Annotated in this window: 15 protein-coding genes; 3 read left to right on the forward strand and 12 right to left on the reverse strand. The window is 62.5% G+C overall.

Annotated elements, in window-relative coordinates:
• Positions 1-51 precede the first annotated feature (51 nt).
• Positions 52-711 carry an amino acid ABC transporter permease gene (locus CDV44_RS10835; RefSeq protein WP_058379226.1) on the forward strand — a complete coding sequence of 220 codons (660 nt, stop codon included), beginning with the start codon at positions 52-54 and terminating at the stop codon, positions 709-711.
• A gap of 16 nt (positions 712-727) precedes the next feature.
• On the opposite strand, the gene CDV44_RS10840 is transcribed toward CDV44_RS10835, so the two are convergent.
• From CDV44_RS10840 to CDV44_RS10855, 4 genes are all read right to left on the reverse strand, one after another.
• A complete protein-coding gene (locus CDV44_RS10840; protein ID WP_087688084.1) occupies positions 728-2,137 on the reverse strand; it encodes a lactate utilization protein B in 1,410 nt (469 codons plus the stop codon).
• Positions 2,138-2,219: 82 nt separating this feature from the next.
• Positions 2,220-2,945 carry a (Fe-S)-binding protein gene (locus CDV44_RS10845; RefSeq protein WP_087688085.1) on the reverse strand — a complete coding sequence of 242 codons (726 nt, stop codon included), beginning with the start codon at positions 2,943-2,945 and terminating at the stop codon, positions 2,220-2,222.
• A 93-nt stretch (positions 2,946-3,038) separates the two neighbouring features.
• The gene (locus CDV44_RS10850) at positions 3,039-4,358 is read right to left on the reverse strand and encodes a glycerol-3-phosphate acyltransferase (RefSeq protein WP_141118717.1); all 1,320 of its coding nucleotides are present in this window, start codon (positions 4,356-4,358) and stop codon (positions 3,039-3,041) included.
• Entirely contained in the window at positions 4,355-5,278 is a 924-nt protein-coding gene (locus CDV44_RS10855) for a hypothetical protein (RefSeq protein ID WP_141118718.1), read from the reverse strand. Before CDV44_RS10855 ends, CDV44_RS10850 begins: the two co-directional genes overlap by 4 nt.
• Before the next feature lie 105 nt (positions 5,279-5,383).
• Here CDV44_RS10855 and CDV44_RS10860 point away from each other — a divergent pair, with 105 nt between their 5' ends.
• Positions 5,384-6,211 (forward strand): IclR family transcriptional regulator, encoded by an 828-nt coding sequence (locus CDV44_RS10860; RefSeq protein WP_087688088.1) that lies wholly within the window; start codon positions 5,384-5,386, stop codon positions 6,209-6,211.
• A 25-nt stretch (positions 6,212-6,236) separates the two neighbouring features.
• Here the strand turns inward: CDV44_RS10860 and CDV44_RS28020 are convergent, their stop codons facing one another.
• The 5 genes from CDV44_RS28020 to CDV44_RS10890 form a co-directional block, all read right to left on the reverse strand.
• Entirely contained in the window at positions 6,237-7,010 is a 774-nt protein-coding gene (locus CDV44_RS28020) for a hypothetical protein (RefSeq protein ID WP_170935951.1), read from the reverse strand.
• A 259-nt stretch (positions 7,011-7,269) separates the two neighbouring features.
• Positions 7,270-8,535, reverse strand: a complete 1,266-nt coding sequence (pbpG, locus tag CDV44_RS10875) for a D-alanyl-D-alanine endopeptidase (protein WP_087688090.1) — start codon at positions 8,533-8,535, stop codon at positions 7,270-7,272.
• 188 nt (positions 8,536-8,723) lie between these two features.
• On the reverse strand, positions 8,724-9,563 hold the full coding sequence (locus tag CDV44_RS10880; RefSeq protein WP_087688091.1) for a nitroreductase: 840 nt from the start codon (positions 9,561-9,563) through the stop codon (positions 8,724-8,726).
• Positions 9,564-9,617: 54 nt separating this feature from the next.
• Positions 9,618-10,514, reverse strand: coding sequence for a DMT family transporter (locus tag CDV44_RS10885; protein ID WP_249277559.1), 897 nt, complete (start codon positions 10,512-10,514; stop codon positions 9,618-9,620).
• A 98-nt stretch (positions 10,515-10,612) separates the two neighbouring features.
• Complete coding sequence (locus CDV44_RS10890) at positions 10,613-11,554, reverse strand: histone deacetylase (protein WP_087688093.1); 942 nt, start codon at positions 11,552-11,554, stop codon at positions 10,613-10,615.
• Positions 11,555-12,040: 486 nt separating this feature from the next.
• Between CDV44_RS10890 and CDV44_RS10895 the strand changes: the two genes are divergently transcribed.
• Positions 12,041-12,604 carry a phasin family protein gene (locus CDV44_RS10895; RefSeq protein ID WP_087688094.1) on the forward strand — a complete coding sequence of 188 codons (564 nt, stop codon included), beginning with the start codon at positions 12,041-12,043 and terminating at the stop codon, positions 12,602-12,604.
• Positions 12,605-12,827: 223 nt separating this feature from the next.
• Here the strand turns inward: CDV44_RS10895 and lpdA are convergent, their stop codons facing one another.
• The 3 genes from lpdA to aceF form a co-directional block, all read right to left on the reverse strand.
• Positions 12,828-14,591 carry a dihydrolipoyl dehydrogenase gene (lpdA, locus tag CDV44_RS10900; RefSeq protein WP_087688095.1) on the reverse strand — a complete coding sequence of 588 codons (1,764 nt, stop codon included), beginning with the start codon at positions 14,589-14,591 and terminating at the stop codon, positions 12,828-12,830.
• Between the two features lie 20 nt (positions 14,592-14,611).
• Positions 14,612-15,193 (reverse strand): MFS transporter, encoded by a 582-nt coding sequence (locus tag CDV44_RS10905; RefSeq protein WP_058379238.1) that lies wholly within the window; start codon positions 15,191-15,193, stop codon positions 14,612-14,614.
• A 95-nt stretch (positions 15,194-15,288) separates the two neighbouring features.
• Positions 15,289-16,965 carry a dihydrolipoyllysine-residue acetyltransferase gene (gene aceF / locus CDV44_RS10910; protein ID WP_087688096.1) on the reverse strand — a complete coding sequence of 559 codons (1,677 nt, stop codon included), beginning with the start codon at positions 16,963-16,965 and terminating at the stop codon, positions 15,289-15,291.
• Positions 16,966-17,021: the final 56 nt, after the last annotated feature.

The raw sequence follows: 17,021 nt of genomic DNA on the forward strand, positions 1-17,021 counted from the left end.
CAACCCTGCTGGCGTCGGCCTTTGCCGTTTTAGACGATCTATCCCCCCGCCATGGATCCATTCGAACTCGCCGCTCAATCCCTGCCCGTGCTATTGCAGGGCACCGTCCTCACGATCAAGTTTGCCGTGATGTCGATGGTGTTCGGTCTGGCGCTGGGCATCGTCGTCGCGATCATGGGGATCGGCAAGATCCGCGTGTTCCGCGCCCTCGCCCGCGGGTACGTGAGCATCATGCGCGGCACGCCGCTGCTCGTGCAGATCTTCGTGATCTACTACGGCTTGCCCAGCGTCGGCATCTCGCTTGAGCCGACGCCCGCAGGTGTACTCACGTTGAGCCTGAACGTCGGCGCGTATCTGTCGGAGAGCATGCGCGGCGCGCTCGAAGGCATGCCGCGTGGTCAGTGGCTGGCGTCATACAGCCTCGGGCTGTCGTACTGGCAGACACTGCGCTACGTCATCGGCCCGCAGGCCCTGCGCATGGCCGTGCCGAGTCTTGGCAACAGCCTGATCAGCCTGATCAAGGACACGTCGCTCGTCTCGGTGATTACCGTGACCGAGCTGTTGCGCTCCGCACAGGAAGTGATCGCATCGACGTACCAACCGCTGCCGCTCTATCTCGCGTGTGCGGCGATCTACTGGGTGCTGTCGACGGGTCTCTCGGCGCTGCAACGGCGCATCGAAAAACGGTTGGCGCTGCCCTCGCGAAATTGACGCCAACGCCATTACCTCAACGCGGTGCGCGGCGCTCCCGATACATCGCGCGGAATGTCTTGCCGCTCGGCGCCGGCATCTCGCGCGTGTTGGTCCAGCCACCGGCGAACGGCAGCTTGGAAATGCTGCCGCGATCGCGCCCCATTCGGTTCAACACCCACGTCCCGAGCCCGGTGATGGCGGAATAAAGCCGCGGACGCCGGGCAGCAAACCCCCACGCCGCCAGCGCCGCCCGCTCCTGCCACGGCCGCAAACCACGATCGACCTGACGCTCGCGCAGCTTGCGCAGCAGGTCCGAAATCGGAATACCCACCGGGCACACGCGATTGCATTCGCCGCACAACGTTGCCGCCTGCGGCAGGTCGAGCGTTTTCTCCAGCCCGACATAGCTCGGCGTGAGCACCGAGCCCATCGGCCCCGGATACACCCAGCCGTAAGCGTGGCCACCAATCTTCTGATACACCGGGCAGTGGTTCATGCAGGCGCCACAACGAATGCAGCGCAGCATTTCCTGGAACGCACCGCCGATCAACCCGGTGCGCCCGCCGTCCACCAGCACGAAGTACATGTGATCGGGACCATCGACCTCACCTTCGGCGCGCGTCCCCGTGAGCAGCGAGAAGTAATTCGACGTGCCCTGCCCGGTTGCCGAACGCGGCAGCAGGCGCATGGCCGTTGCCAAATCTTCGAGCGTCGGCAGCACCTTCTCGATACCGGTCACCGCCACGTGCACGCGCGGCATGATCGTGCACATGCCCTCGTTGCCTTCGTTGGTCACCACCGCAACCGAGCCGGTTTCCGCGATCAGGAAGTTGCCGCCCGTCACGCCCATGTCGGCCGACAGAAACTGCGGCCGCAGCATCTCGCGCGCCTCGCGCGTCATCGCCGGAATTTCGGTGAGACGCGGCTTCTGGTGCACGCGTGCAAACAGGTCGGCGACTTCGTCTTTATCCTTGTGCACCACCGGCGCGATGATGTGCGAAGGCGGCTCGTTGTCGTTGATCTGAAGGATGTACTCGCCCAGATCGGTCTCGACCGACTGCACCCCCATGTCGGCGAGCACCTTGTTGAGCTGAAGCTCTTCGGTGACCATCGACTTCGACTTGATCACCTTTTTCACCTCGTGCTTGCGCGCAATCTCGGCAATCAGGCGCGCCGCATCCTGCGTCGATTCGGCGAACAGCACGGTGGCACCCCGGCGCGTGGCTTCGCGCTCGAACATCGCCAGCCAGACATCGAGACTCTCGAGCCCGCGATTACGCCGCTCTTTGAGCGCTTCGCGCGTCGCGTCGAAATCGATCTCTTCGATCGCGGCGGCACGTGCCGTCACGAACTTGGTCGAGAGCTTCTTGAGATTGGCCTGAAGGCGCTGGTCGGCGAGCTTCTGCCCCGCACGTGCCTTGAATTGCATCGATTGAACTTGCATCGCGGCTCACGAGAAGTGATGGCCGCACCCGCGCACAACATCGGCGCAGATGGGCTGGAAAGTCGGAAAGAAGACCATGCGCTCAGGCATCGCCTGCGAGAACCTGCGCGATATGCAGCACGCGCGTCTTCGTGTCGCCGGTGCGACGCAGGCGCCCTTCGATATTGAGCATGCAGCCCAGATCGCCCAGCACCACGGCCGGCGCGCCGGACGCCGCGATATTGGCGCACTTCTCGTCGACGATGGCCGTCGAGATGTCGCCGTACTTGAGCGCGAAGGTGCCGCCGAAGCCGCAGCATGCCTGACAGTCCTTCATCTCGGTCACCGTGACGCCCGGCATCTTGGCCAGCAGCGCACGCGGCTGCGCTTTCACGCCGAGTTCGCGCAGTCCCGAGCACGAGTCGTGATAGGTCACTTCACCGTTGAAGTCGCCCGGTACCGTCTCGATGTGCAGCACGTTGACGAGAAAATCGGTGAGTTCGAACACGCGCGGGCGCAGACGCTCGTAGCGGCCCATGAGTTCGGGATCGTCGGCAAAGAGGTCGCCATAGTGCGCTTTGACCATACCGCCACACGAGCCCGAGGGCACGACGACATAGTCGAAGCTTTCGAATTCATCGAGGAATTTCTGGGCGAGATCGCGTGCGATGGCACGTTCGCCGGAGTTGTAGCCCGGCTGGCCGCAGCAGGTCTGAGAATCGGGGATGACGACCTCGCAGCCGGCGGTCTCGAGCAACTTGAGCGTCGAGAAACCGATCTCCGGACGCATCAGGTCGATCAGACACGTGACAAAGAGTCCGACGCGCATGGGGAATCCTCTTCTGGGAATAATGCGCCATTATAGGCCGCTGGGCCGAGGTGGCCCAGCGTGGATTCCCGCATGCGAAAGCAGGACGCGGCGTCAGGCGAGACGGCTGGCGTCGAAAGTCAGTTGACTACAAGAAAGCGCTCGCACCAGCGGCGCCGGGCGGTCCCGTGGCGGCGTACCCACGGGGGTCGAAAAGGTACTCGACAATGGCGTCGAAGGCAGACTTGGAAACGGACTCGACACCGGATTCAATGCCCCGCTTCTGAACGGTGACGGATGGACGCCCGTCGCTCGCGCGAGACTTCGCATGTCTTCGCGCAAGCCATCCATCTTGCTGTTCATGTCGCTGGCAAACACATCGTGCTTCGTCGCAAGATTTTCCAGCGTCCGCTGCGTCTGCTGAAGATCGCCACTCATACGCTGTTGCCCATCCCAAATCATGTTGAGTTGACGGGACATGACATCGGAGTGGGCCAGCCAGATCTCGGTTTTCATTGCGTCTCCTTCACAGTTGATGAATTCCTTGGTCGCCTCGAGCAGGCTCTCGGCCGACTTCCAGCTTCGCTCGCGGTCGTAGCCTCGGATGCTGCCGAGACTCACCACCCGAAGCACCAGCGTGACGGCAAATGCGACGATGGCCACGCCCAAACTCGCAACGGCAAGACCGATGACGCCAACCGCGGCGGCAACGCCATAAAGACCGCCGGAAATGGCAAGCCGTCTGCCGTAGTGCTTCTTGTCGGGCCACACCTGCTCGCTGGCCCGCGCAAGGGCTTTGCGCGCATTGTCTCGATGCTCGGCAATCTCGATGACCCGTTTCCGGCTGAGGATCGCCGTGCGCTCACGCCCCGCCCATTCGGCCTCGCCGCCCTGCGCTTCGAGTGCTTTGTCTTCCGCCTTCAGCAACCCGAGTTCACTGCACTTGGCCAATGCCTCCTGCTCCTGCAAGAGCGCCTCGCTCATGTGATCCAGAATCAACGTGAAACGCTTGGCCGAGGGGGTCAGTTGGTCAATGTCGGTCACGTCGAGTTGATGGGCGACGAGATAGTGCGGCCACCACTTTCCTTTCATCTCCGCGTATCGCCAGCACCCGTCCCACATTCCCCCCTTCAGATATCCCGACGTCGCTTTTGCATAGGCTCGCTCGAACTTCTTTTGCAGCGCTTCGACATCGGCCGCGTCTTTGTGCATGCCCTGCTTCGTATTCGCCAACGCAACGAATTGCGCGGCAATGACATCGCGCTTCCCGGCAATCGAACAACCCACTGCCCCCGCCGTAGCCTTCGTGTTGTCCAACGTCAGATCGCCGGGTCGCGACGGACGGGTGTTGACAGCGCTCGCCTTCACCTTCAGTAAGCGCAGCGCCCCCATTCCCGTCGTCGCTAAACCAGGGTGACTTGCCAAGTACGTCATGACGCATCTCTCCTTGGTAACCTTGGTAATGCAGCGGCACTGTTACCCGTCATCTCGCTCTGCCGGCGATCAATCAACAGATCAGCGCCCTGCGCAATATCGACACACTCCCGCGATTTCCATTCGTTGTGCCGGGCATCATCGCGAATGCGGTCCATCGCGCTCGCGCTTTGCTCGCATAGCGACGCCAACTGCATATGCACGTTCGCGATGCCGCTGAACGATGCCAGCATCCGTTCACGCTTATCGCGCTGGCCCGCAGCAAACGCGATCAGCAACGCCTGACGCGCCATGTTGACGCCGTCGGTGGCGGCATGTTGCGCAATCCACTCGGTGCTGCGTGCAGGCGTGAGGTAGTCGTTGGGTGCATGGCGCCAGTCGAGACCTCGACATTGCAACGCGTAGCGCAGCCCGTGCGTGGTGATCTGCATGCAGACCAGTTCGTCGAACAGGGCTTTGGCAGTGCGCGTGAGATGGCGAGTCCGGTCCAGTTGGCCCCGAACGCTGACCATGTTGGTCATGCTGCCCATGCCGCCCTTGCGCAGCATGTCTCGCCACGAGGCGCAGTCCTTGGTTTCGCCGAGACGAAACACCTCCGCATCAATGGTATTGAGCGCCGCGACCACTGCCCCGAGTTGCGGGGCATGATGTCCCTGCCACCGATCGGGCTGCGCCAGTTGTTCCATGACGGCGCGCAGATCGTCTTCCAAAAAGCGTCCGGCGTCCCGAATGGTTTGTGGCACCCGCACCGGGAACGACACCGGCACCTCGTGCCGGCATCGTTGAAGGCATTTGCGAACGTCTCTCGCGAAGGCAGCCCCACACGTCCCTTGCGCGGCAACCGTCATCCCGATGTGTGCCCGCCATGCGCCCGTACGTGGGCGCAGCCGGCTCGCCTGAAGGGCGTTCATTGCTTCCATCCCATCGCCTCCTTCTGCTTTTCGCAAGATTCCTCTACGGGAAGTCCTGCGAATTTTTCACCATATGATATAGAATCGACGCTATACGAAACTCGGCCCTACCCCATGAAAGACGACAGCAGTCAAGGCGCGGAGTCGCGCACGTCCATTCAGGTGATCGAGCGCATGATGCGTTTGCTCGATGCGCTCGCCGGACATGCCGATCCCGTCAGCCTCAAGGAGTTGGCACAGTCCACCGAACTCCATCCCTCCACCGCACACCGCATCCTCAACGACATGGTGGCCTGCCGCTTTGTCGACCGTTGCGACCCGGGTACCTACCGGCTCGGCATGCGTCTGCTCGAACTCGGCAATCTCGTTAAAGCGCGCCTGTCGGTACGCGACGCAGCGCTGTCGCCGATGCGCGGCCTGCACCGCATCACCGGGCAGACGGTCAATTTGTCGGTCCGTCAGGGCGATGAAATCGTCTACATCGAACGGGCCTACAGCGAGCGATCGGGCATGCAGGTCGTGCGCGCCATCGGCGGCCATGCTCCCTTGCATCTGACGTCCGTCGGCAAGCTGTTTCTGGCGGCCGATGAAGCCACACGTGTACGCGCTTACGCCACACGCACCGGTCTGTCGGGACATACGCGCAACAGCATTACCGATTTGCAGAAGCTCGAACGTGAACTGGGCCACGTGCGCAAATCGGGCTACGCACGCGATAACGAAGAACTTGAACTCGGTGTGCGCTGCATCGCGGCCGGCATTTACGACGACAGCGGCAAGCTTGTCGCGGGGTTGTCGCTCTCGGCACCAGCCGACCGGCTTCAAGACGCGTGGCTCGTCAATTTGAACGAGACCGCGCTCCAGATCTCGGCGTCGTTGGGCTTTCACGCCCCTAGCCGTGACGCCGGCCACATGGCATCGCACGGGGTCGCAGCCGAGTAATCGCACGGACGGCGTCATCGCGTCATCACAACCGGGTGTCGGGTGCCGGGGCCGTCGGTAGCGACGGTGGTGGCGGTGGTGACGCCATATGTGACGGTGGCGACGGTGGCGACGGTGGCGACGGTGGCGACGGTGGCGCATAGGGTGGAGGCGCCTCACCCGGTGGCAGCAGGGACGCTATCTGTGAGGCCATATTCGATGCCATGCCGGCCATGTCCGATATTTCGGATTGCATCTGCGCAATGCCGTCATACGTGCTGACGACGCCTCCGGAGACGGCAACCAGATCCTGCACCAGCGCCGCATAGGCTTGCTCGAAGATTGCGTTATCTCGCGCGAGCAAGTGAGCGGCCATCGACGCAGCGACCCGCTCCTGATACACCGTCGCCCGCAACAGGATCGCCTCGCTGCGGCTATCGACATCGAGCAGAAACGCGTGCAGTCGCCGCGCGGATGACGTCAGGCACGACGCGTTCGCCACATCCCACTGCCCACGCACCGAGCGGTTGAACCCGTCACCGCGCATACCGCGCAACATGCTGAAATCGCTGCGCTTGGCCGACTGCCGAATGCGCGCCTGAATACGCGCATCGAAGGCGTCGATCTCGCTCACCATGCCTGACGAAGCACGATCGCCATCCGCGTCGATCGCACGCTGTTTCGCGTACTTGAGATTCGTGGCGATATGCTCGTAAATCTGCCCCATGCTTCGCTGGGTCCGTACGGGCGGACCAGCGTGCTGATCCGTCATGATGCGCGCCTCCACGTCCGCCAACGCATTGATCCATCCAAGACTCATACCGCCTCCGCACGCTCATGTCATCAATGTTGCCCGTGACGTTGTCGACGCGGTTTCGTCGTCACCGCCACTGCCAGCCGGAAGGTTAGATGACCACCGGCCCCAGGCTTTGACAATCGGGCGTCGACTTATGTGAGATGTGGCGACGATGCGTTACTACGGCATCCGAAGTGCAATTTCGCGCGCACAAAACAAAAGGCGCTCCCGAGGGAGCGCCTTTTTTGGCACCTACGCGCACAGCGCGTCAGTGAAGCATGGCTTACAGCGCGTGGGCGCCGTTGGTCGCCACTTGCGCGGTCGGGTTGTTACCCGCCGTGCGTTGCGGCGCCGTGCCGCCACCTTCAAGCAACCACTTGCGAACGCGCGTGGCGTCGGCAAAACGCGAGTACTTGCCGGTGGAGTCGAGCAAAATCATGATGACCGGACGGCCGTCGACGTTGGCTTGCATCACGAGGCACTGACCCGCTTCGTTGATGTAACCCGTCTTTTGCAGGCCGATTTCCCAGCCCGGATGACCGATCAGATGGTTCGTGCTCGCGTAATGCAACTCGCGACGGCCAGTGTTGACGTCGTAGTTGGTATCGGTCGAAAAGCGACGAATCATCGGGTACTGATACGCAGCTTTGACCATCTTCACGAGGTCACGCGCGCTCGACACGTTCTGACTCGACAAACCGGTCGGATCATTGAAGTGCGTGTCGTTCATGCCGAGTTCCTTGGCCTTGCGATTCATCGCTGCCAGGAAGGCGGGGCGTCCACCCGGGTAGTAGCGCGAGAGCGCCGCTGCCGCGCGGTTTTCCGACGACATCAGCGCAATGTGCAGCATGTCTTCACGCGACAGGCGCGAGCCGACGGACAAACGCGACCCCGTGCCCTTCTCGTAATCGCGATCTTCGTCGGTCACTTCCATGGCGTCCGTCATCGGGATGCCGGAATCGAGCGACACCATCGCCGTCATCAACTTCGAAATCGAAGCGATGGGCAGCACAGCTTGCGAATTCTTGTCGAACAGCGATTCGCCGGTACGCTCGTCAATCACGTAGGCCACCGACGAACGCAGTGCGAGGGCATCCGGCGCTTCATGCAGACCGAATGCACGACCGGTCGACAGACGCTCGGGGGCTTGCGGTGCGAAGTTGACGGTGCGATACGACGTCACGACATGGCGCTTGCCATTCTTGAAGACGACGCGTTTGACGGCAACGCGTTTGGCCGCAGGTCCGTCGTCGTCGACGGCTGCAAGCTTGCGTGCCTTGCCACCGGCCTTGGTCGCGCTTTTGGTATCGCGCGAGGCAGTGGTGGCAACCGCCCGTTTGGCGGTGGCTTTGCTGGTTTTTGCGACGGGCTTGGCGTTCGCGCAGGCGCGTTTTTGAGCCGCAGTCTTGGCAGTCTTCGGCGAGCACTCGCTCGTCTTACCGGCTGCGTAGACGACGGCCGGCGCACCGGCAGCGAGCGAGATCGCCACGACGGCAGCACCCCAGAGGCGGGCGCGGCACAAACGTGCAAGGGTGGTGATCGCGTACATAGATTGGGAGTAGCGTAAGGTTGGCAGGCAACGAGTTTGGGAGAAGTTTAGTAACTTCCCAAAAAATAAGCAATATGAATGACTTAGCTGAAATACTTAATCCGGCATCTGGCAGTTTTGTGCAGCGCAACCCGATAAATCTAACGATCGCCACAAAATGCCAAGAAACGCAAAAGTCCTGTGTTTCATCAGTTCAAAAAGTGCGCCCAGTCGTCGAGCGGCGCACGCTCGGTGACAAGTTGGTTCTCGGCGGCATCCGGGTCGGCATACCCCAGCGCCATGCCACAGACCACCATGCGCGACTCCGGCAAGCGCAATACCTCGGCAATCACCCGCGGATACATGGCAAAGGCCGCCTGCGGACACGTATCGAGACCTCGCGCGCGGGCCGCCACCATGAAGCTTTGCAGGAACATGCCGTAGTCCAGCCAGCTCCCCTGCTCCAGATGCCGGTCGATCGTGAAAATCAACCCGACCGGGGCATCGAAGAAATTGAAGTTGCGCCCATGCTGACCATGCATGCGCGCCTTGTCCTCACGTCCGATGCCAAGCAAACCATACAAGTCCCACCCCACCTTGCGACGCCGGCCCTGATACGGCTCGGTCCATTCGCGCGGGTAGTACGCATACTCTTCGTCGTGCATCAGGCGCTGCGCCGGATCGTTGAACGTGTCGAGCAAGCGCGTCGTGAGTGCGGTCAACGATTTCCCGGTAAGCACGTAGGTTTGCCACGGCTGGATGTTGCTGCCCGACGGCGCCCGCGATGCCACCGAAAGCATGTCGGCCACGGTCTGCTGCGGCACCGGCGTGGGCAGGAACGCGCGAATCGACCGGCGGCTGCGAATGGCCTCGTCGACATGTTCCACGCGCAAGGCCGTCAAGTCGTTGACAAGCGCCGGGGGCGTACTTTCCCCAACTCCGGCGGCGACGCCCGCCCCGTCAGGGGTGGCGTCACTTGCGTGTGACACAACGGGCTCGTGCACGTGCGCGGTTTGCGGGGCCTCCCCGCCCTGATGATCGTGTTTCATGAGGTCTCTGGTTGTCTGGTTTTGGACGGATTACGTCGCGATGTCTTTGTGTCTTTACGTCTTCACGTCTGTCGAGGCCGATACCGAACGCCGTTCGATAACGAGGGCCACGCCGAGCGCTGCCACCACCATGCCCGCTGCACTCAACGGCGAGAGCGTCTCGCCGAACAGCAACCAGGCCATCACGGCCGTCGTGGGCGGCGTCAGGTACATGAGGCTCGACACTTTGGTCGCCGCGCCATGCCGGATCAACAGGAACAACAAGGAAATAGCGCCGATCGAGAGTGCCAATATCGACCAGGCCAGTGCGCCGAACATTTCCGCGTTCCAGCGCACCTGCATGGTCTCGAGCAGCCATGCTGCGGGCAACGTCACGAGAAAGGCAGCGCCAAACTGGACAATCGTGCCGACGCGCAAATCGAACTGGGCACAGAAGCGCTTCTGATAGAGCGTGCCCGCCGTGATGGCGACCAGACTCAATACACACAGCGCAATCGCCGCCGGGCCGACACCGCGCACGCCGACTTTGTTGGCGACCACGAGGCCCACACCCGCAAAGCCGCACAACAAACCGAGCCATTGCCGCCGCGATACCGGCTCGCCGACGACCTTCGCGAACAACGCCGTCAGCAGCGGTTGGATGCCGACGATCAGCGCGGCCAATCCCGCCGGCACGCCGTGCTTGATTGCAGCCCAGACGCCGCCGAGATAAACCGCCTGAATGAGAATGCCCGAGACAGCGAGGTGACCGTACAGCGCCCAGTTCACCCCATCCCTGCCCTCAACCTTGCGGCGCGGCCAGGGCGTGCCGGTCAACAACGCAATGGGGAGCATCACGGCCAGCGTGCCGGCGTAGCGCCACGTGAGAAACGTCAGCGGTTCGGCATTCGGCATGCCGTACTTGGCCACGATGAAGCCCGTGCTCCAGATCAGAACGAACCACCAAGGCATGGTGGCTGCCCAGATCGCCGCGCGCCCGGTCGGTGATGCGGAAGGAGTCACGCCCGGCGCCGCACGGGGTGCGGCGCTCTGGCCTGCCTGTCGCTCGGTCATACGAGAATGTCGTGCACGGACACGTCCAGAAGACGGCGGCCGGTGCGCTGGAATTGGCTGGCCAGCCGGAGGGTAGCGAAATGGGCGGCGACCGTCTGCTCGATGTCGCGCCCGTAACCGCCGGCCATCGCAATGGCGACCGGCAAGCTGCGCTCGACGCAAGCTGTCAGCACTTTGCGGTCTCGGGCGAGCAGACCGTCATGCGAAAGCGCCAGGCGCCCCAGTCGATCGTTTTCCAGGGGATCGGCCCCAGCGAGATAGATCACGAGCGACGGGGTGAATTGTGCGAAGAGGTCCGTCAACGCGTGGCCGAGCGCAATCAGATACTCGTCGTCGCCGCAGCGGTCGGGCAGCGCCACGTCGAGATCGCCACGGGCCTTGTGAAACGGGTAATTGTGTTCGCCATGCATCGACAGCGTGAACACGCTGGCGTCGTGCTCGAATATCGCCGCCGTACCGTTGCCCTGATGGACGTCGAGATCAATGATCGCCACGCGGGTGCCGGGGCTGAGTTCGGCTTGCATGGCGCGGGCGGCGACGGCGGCGTCGTTGAACACGCAGAATCCTTCGCCACGATCGGCATAGGCGTGATGGGTGCCACCGGCCAGATTCGCGGCGACGCCGTCGGTCAGCGCCGCCCGGCAAGCGGCGACCGTCGCCCCGGCGGAACGGCGCGAACGCTCGACCATCTGCGTCGACCACGGGAAGCCGATATCGCGTTGTTCTTTGGCATCGAGTGCCCCTGTGCTGACGCGGACCACGTAGTCGGCCGAGTGCACTCTGCGCAACATCGTGTCGTCGGCGGGCAGCGCTTCCGTCAGCGTCACCTGTGGCAACTCAGACGCAACGCGCTCGCGCAGGCGCGCGTACTTCTGCATGGGAAAGCGGTGCCCGGGGGGCAGCGGCAGGACGAAATGGTCGCTGTAAAACGCTTGCATCGACACGATTGGCCGACAGACGCGGCACGCAAAAGGCGTTGAACGACATCGGCACCGGCGCGCGCCACCCCCGCCGCCGATTAGAAAAACCCTTCGGATTTTTGCCGCGAGTGACCGCTCCGCCAGTGCCGGAACCCGACGATAGTACCATCGCCGCGCCGGGTTCGCCGCGCCCCCAATCGGTGCAAAGCCGCACCAATTAAGGCTCTCCAAGGAGGCACCGGATTTCGCCGCAGCGCGGTGTCATGCAACTGTCACGTGCGTCTCAACCGTTTGATTTAGTAAGCTTTTGTTGAATTGTTGCGCCGCACAAAAAAGACTTGACAGCGACAAAAATATCTCTAAACTTGCAATTGTGCGATGCAACAAAGAACATTGCACCACTTGAGAAGGCCCCAACCGTGTTTTCACCGAAATAAGGTGAGAACCAACAAAGCGAACACGGAGTGGGTCGATATGTTGTGTATGACACCATAGGAGAACGCCATGTCGTTTCTGACCCCCGAGCAACTCGCTGCCGCCCACAAGGCCAACCTCGAAACCCTGTTTGGCCTGACCAACAAAGCCTTTGAAGGCGTTGAAAAGCTCGTCGAACTGAACCTGCAAGCCGTGAAGGCATCGCTGGCAGAATCCGCTTCGACCGCGCAAAAGGCTTTCGCTGTGAAGGACGCGCAAGAATTGCTCGCTCTGCAAGCCAACCTCGTCCAGCCGGCTGCCGAAAAGGCACTCGCATATGGCCGTCACCTGTATGAAATCGCTTCGTCGACGCAAGCCGAAGTGACCAAGGTGGCTGAAGCCCAACTGGCCGAAAGCTCGCAGAATGTGCAAGTGCTGTTCGACAACCTGGCCAAGAACGCACCGGCCGGTTCGGAGTCGGCAGTTGCACTCGCCAAGTCGGCCCTGTCCGCTGCCAACAGCGCATTCGACAGCGTGCAGAAGGCAACCAAGCAAGCCGTTGAAATCGCTGAAACGAACTTTGCTGCCGCGACCAACGTTGCAACGAAGGCTGCTGCACAAGCCTCGCGCGCCGCGACCGCTGCCAAGAAGTAATCGTCTGCGTCCTGTCTGTAGTACGAGGGACGTTTGAGAATTGATCGCGGTAGTCCCACCGGACGCCGCGACACCCGTTGTCTCCTCGGTACCGCAGGTACCTTTCGAACCCGGCCCCGCGCCGGGTTTTCTTTTTGCGGTGCCCGGAAAGAAAAAACCGCCACCCTCGAGAGAGGCGTGGCGGTTTTTTTCGGCCCGGCATTCAAGCCGGTGGCCGACTACCTTACTTCTTGCGCGGCGGCGGCACGTCGGTGCAAACACCTTCGTAGATCTCTGCTGCCATGCCGACCGACTCCGAGAGCGTCGGGTGCGGGTGAATCGTCTTGCCGATATCCACCGCGTCAGCGCCCATCTCGACGGCCAGACAGAGTTCGCCGATCAGGTCGCCTGCGTGCGTCCCGACAATCGCGCCACCGACGATGCGATGCGTTTCTTCGTCGAACAGCACCTTGGTGAAGCCTTCGTCGCGACCGTTGGCGATCGCACGACCTGAAGCGGCCCACGGGAACACGGCCTTGCCGTACTTCACGCCTTCCGCTTTCAGTTGGTCTTCGGTCTTGCCGGCCCATGCCACTTCCGGATCGGTGTAAGCCACCGACGGAATCTGAATCGCATCGAAGTAAGCCTTCTCGCCCGCCGCCGCTTCAGCAGCAACGTGCGCTTCGTGCACGGCCTTGTGCGCCAGCATCGGTTGACCGACGATGTCGCCGATCGCGAAGATGTTCGGCACGTTCGTGCGCATCTGCTTGTCGACCGAAATGAAACCGCGATCGCCCACCGAGACGCCTGCCTTTTCGGCACCGATCTTCTTGCCGTTCGGGCTGCGGCCGACGGCCACCAGCACGAGGTCGTAACGCTGCGGTTCGGTCGGTGCGGCCTCGCCTTCGAACTTGACGTAAATCCCGTCAGCCTTGGCTTCCGCGCCCACCGTCTTGGTCTTGAGCATGACGCGGCCGAAGCGCTTCGCGTTCATCTTTTCCCAGACCTTGACCAGATCGCGGTCAGCGCCCTGCATCAGGCCGTCGAGCATTTCGACGACATCGATTTCGGTGCCGAGTGCGCTGTACACCGTCGCCATTTCCAGCCCGATGATGCCGCCGCCGATGACCAGCATTTTCTTCGGCAACTGGCGCAGTTCGAGCGCACCGGTCGAGTCGACAATGCGCGGATCTTCCGGCAGGAACGGCAGCTTCACGGCTTGCGAACCGGCAGCGATGATCGCCTGAGCGAACTTCACCACCCGCTTGCTGCCGTCAGCGGCGACGACTTCGACATGGTTCGGGTCAAGGAACGTGCCCACACCGTGCAGCACTTCGACCTTGCGCATCTTGGCCATGCCGGCCAGACCGCCGGTGAGCTTGCCCACCACGCTGTCCTTGTACGCACGCAGCTTGTCGAGATCGACTTCCGGCTTGGCGAACGAAATGCCGTGGTGACCCAGCGACTGCGCCTCTTCGAGAACCGCCGCCGTATGCAGCAGCGCCTTCGAGGGAATGCAGCCCACGTTCAGGCACACGCCGCCGAGCGTTGCGTAACGCTCGATCAGCACGGTCTTGCGACCCAGATCGGCCGAACGGAATGCTGCGGAATAGCCACCGGGGCCAGCGCCCAGCACAACCACTTCGCACTCGGTGTCAGCACCACCGCTATGCGAGGCGGCTGCCGGGGCCGGTGCAGCGGGCGCTGCCGGAGCTGCTGCCGGTGCTGCTGCGGGAGCGGCTGCCGGTGCAGCGGCTTTCGCAGCGCCTGCATCTTCAGCTTCGATGATGGCGATCAGCGTGCCCTGGCTCGCCTTGTCGCCCACCTTGATCTTCACTTCCTTGACCGTGCCCGACACTTCCGAGGGCACTTCCATGGAGGCCTTGTCGGACTCCAGCGTGATGAGTGACGCATCCTTGGCGACCTTGTCGCCGGGCTTGATCATCACTTCGATGACATCCACGCCCTCTGCGCCGATATCCGGCACCTTGACTTCAATGAGACTCATGCGGGGTCTCCCTGTCGCATTTATGACTTGATGGTGGTATCGATCGGAAACGTGTGCACCTGAAACGGGCCGGCAGAACTCTTGTCGAATTCCGCACCCGCCTTGACGCCGGCCTCGGCGATGGCGCTTGCGCTCAGATCCTGATCGTAGAGGGCATACATGGCGCCGAGCGCATAGTTGCGTCCCGAGCCGATGCCCCAGAAGCGATCGAAAACAAACACTTCCCGGTAGGAATAAACGCCGTAAATGCCGGTCGGATTCGCAATCACGCAAGTGATCTGCGACGACTCGTACGGATCGTCTTCTTCCTCCTTCGTATTGAGGAAATACTCTTCCTTGAGCTTCTGATGGACGCGGCAGAACGTGCGGAACACCTCATCGCGCGAGTGCAGACGGCACTCGTCGCTCATGCCCGAGAGAATGGCACGCATGACCGGGAAATGCGCCGTCGTACCGGCCAGCCCGATATACGAGTCGCCCACGAGAAACACCTTGCGGTTTTCCTCGTACGACTGCGACAGTCGCGTGTCGCCGAACGTCACGAGTGAATCGGCGGCAATCGCGATTTCACCCGCTTTCCTGACGACTACCACGGTGGTCATGGTGCCCCTCCTCGTCCAGATTCCGAAGCTTGCGCTTGCCATGGCTGGCTTCCGGCTACCGGCCTGCGCTTACGCGTGGGCCGGCAGCACCGCCATTACAGCATTGCGCGACGGAAGTCCGCCAACAGTTGGCCCAGGTAAGCGTTGAAGCGAGCTGCCTCTGCGCCATCGATCACGCGGTGATCGTAGGACAGCGACAACGGCAGCGTCAGTTGCGGCAGGAACTGTTGCTTGCGCTCATCCCACACCGGCTTCTGATACGAACGCGACAGACCCAGAATGGCCACTTCCGGCGCATTGATGATCGGCGTGAACGTGGTGCCGCCAATCCCGCCGAGCGACGAGATCGAGAAGCAACCGCCTTGCATCTGATCCGGCTTGAGCTTGCCTTCGCGGGCGAGCTTGGCCAGGTCCGACGTCTCGCGGGCGATTTCGAACACGCCCTTCTTGTCGGCATCGCGCACGACCGGCACGACCAGACCGTTCGGCGTGTCGGCCGCGAAGCCCACATGGAAGTACTGCTTGAAGACGAGGTTGTCGCCGTCGAGGCTTGCGTTGAACGTCGGGAATTTCTTCAAGGCCATCACGACGGCCTTGATGACGAACGCCAGCATCGTGACCTTGACGCCAGCCTTCTCGTTTTCCTTGTTCAATTGCACGCGGAAAGCTTCGAGTTCGGTGATGTCCGCTTCGTCATTATTCGTGACGTGCGGGATCATGACCCAGTTGCGATGCAGGTTCGCACCCGAAATCTTCTTGATGCGCGAGAGCGCCTTCGGCTCGACCGGACCGAACTTCGAGAAGTCGATCTTCGGCCACGGCAGCAGGTTCAGCTCACCACCGCCTGCGGGCGCACCGCCAGCGGCCGCCGGACGATTACCGCCGGCCAGCGCGCTCTTGATGAAGTTGCGCACGTCGTCGACGGTCACACGGCCCTTCGGGCCGGTGCCCTTGACCTGCGTGACTTCCACGCCCAGTTCGCGCGCAAATTTACGCACTGACGGGCTGGCATGGCTGATCGGTTGGCCACCCGATTGGGGCGCCGGTGCTGCGGCAGCCGCCGGGGCGGGCGCCGGTGCGGCCGGTGCAGCCGGGGCCGGAGCGGCTTGCGGTGCGGGTGCCGGGGCAGCAGCGGCCTTGGCCGGTGCCGCGGCGGCACCTTCGAGCACGACGATCAACGAACCTTCGGAGACCTTGTCGCCGACATTGACCTTGATTTCCTTGACCACGCCAGCGGCCGGGCTCGGCACGTCCATCGACGCCTTGTCCGATTCCAGCGTGACCAGCGATTGCTCGGCCGTCACGGTGTCGCCCACCTTGACCAGCACTTCGATCACGGGCACGTCGTCGTAGCCGCCGATATCCGGCACCTTCACGTCGATCTTGCTCGTACCGCCAGCGGCAGCCGGCGCGGCCGGTGCTGCGGGTGCCGGAGCCGCCGGTGCCGCAGCTGCGGCAGGGGCGGCTTGCGGTGCAGCGGCAGGCGTGGCGGCCGGGGCAGCAGCGCCGTTGGTTTGTGCGCCCGAACCGTTGACGGTCTCGAGCGTCAGGATCAGCGAACCTTCCGACACTTCATCGCCAACCTTCAGGCTCAGTGCCTTGATAACACCGGCCACCGGGCTCGGCACATCCATCGTGGCCTTGTCCGACTCCAGGGTGATCAGCGCCTGCTCGGCGTCGATCTTGTCACCCGCCTTGACCAGTACTTCGATCACGGGCAAGTCCTTGAAGTCACCGATGTCCGGGACTTTCACTTCGATCACTTGACTCATTTTCCACAGTCTCCTCGAGGCTGCGCTTGTCGTGCGGCGCGCGTCCGCCTGCCGCT

It is taken from the genome of Pandoraea sp. PE-S2R-1 (genome assembly GCF_002179865.1).
Lineage (GTDB): Bacteria > Pseudomonadota > Gammaproteobacteria > Burkholderiales > Burkholderiaceae > Pandoraea.

Bases quoted from the DNA above. Each gene is read 5' to 3' on its own strand.
- CDV44_RS10835 (WP_058379226.1), top strand. From the start codon at position 52: ATGGATCCATTCGAACTCGCCGCTCAATCCCTGCCCGTGCTATTGCAG.
- CDV44_RS10840 (WP_087688084.1), bottom strand. From the start codon at position 2,137: ATGCAAGTTCAATCGATGCAATTCAAGGCACGTGCGGGGCAGAAGCTC.
- CDV44_RS10845 (WP_087688085.1), bottom strand. From the start codon at position 2,945: ATGCGCGTCGGACTCTTTGTCACGTGTCTGATCGACCTGATGCGTCCG.
- CDV44_RS10850 (WP_141118717.1), bottom strand. From the start codon at position 4,358: ATGACGTACTTGGCAAGTCACCCTGGTTTAGCGACGACGGGAATGGGG.
- CDV44_RS10855 (WP_141118718.1), bottom strand. From the start codon at position 5,278: ATGGAAGCAATGAACGCCCTTCAGGCGAGCCGGCTGCGCCCACGTACG.
- CDV44_RS10860 (WP_087688088.1), top strand. From the start codon at position 5,384: ATGAAAGACGACAGCAGTCAAGGCGCGGAGTCGCGCACGTCCATTCAG.
- CDV44_RS28020 (WP_170935951.1), bottom strand. From the start codon at position 7,010: ATGAGTCTTGGATGGATCAATGCGTTGGCGGACGTGGAGGCGCGCATC.
- pbpG (WP_087688090.1), bottom strand. From the start codon at position 8,535: ATGTACGCGATCACCACCCTTGCACGTTTGTGCCGCGCCCGCCTCTGG.
- CDV44_RS10880 (WP_087688091.1), bottom strand. From the start codon at position 9,563: ATGAAACACGATCATCAGGGCGGGGAGGCCCCGCAAACCGCGCACGTG.
- CDV44_RS10885 (WP_249277559.1), bottom strand. From the start codon at position 10,514: ATGCCTTGGTGGTTCGTTCTGATCTGGAGCACGGGCTTCATCGTGGCC.
- CDV44_RS10890 (WP_087688093.1), bottom strand. From the start codon at position 11,554: ATGCAAGCGTTTTACAGCGACCATTTCGTCCTGCCGCTGCCCCCCGGG.
- CDV44_RS10895 (WP_087688094.1), top strand. From the start codon at position 12,041: ATGTCGTTTCTGACCCCCGAGCAACTCGCTGCCGCCCACAAGGCCAAC.
- lpdA (WP_087688095.1), bottom strand. From the start codon at position 14,591: ATGAGTCTCATTGAAGTCAAGGTGCCGGATATCGGCGCAGAGGGCGTG.
- CDV44_RS10905 (WP_058379238.1), bottom strand. From the start codon at position 15,193: ATGACCACCGTGGTAGTCGTCAGGAAAGCGGGTGAAATCGCGATTGCC.
- aceF (WP_087688096.1), bottom strand. From the start codon at position 16,965: ATGAGTCAAGTGATCGAAGTGAAAGTCCCGGACATCGGTGACTTCAAG.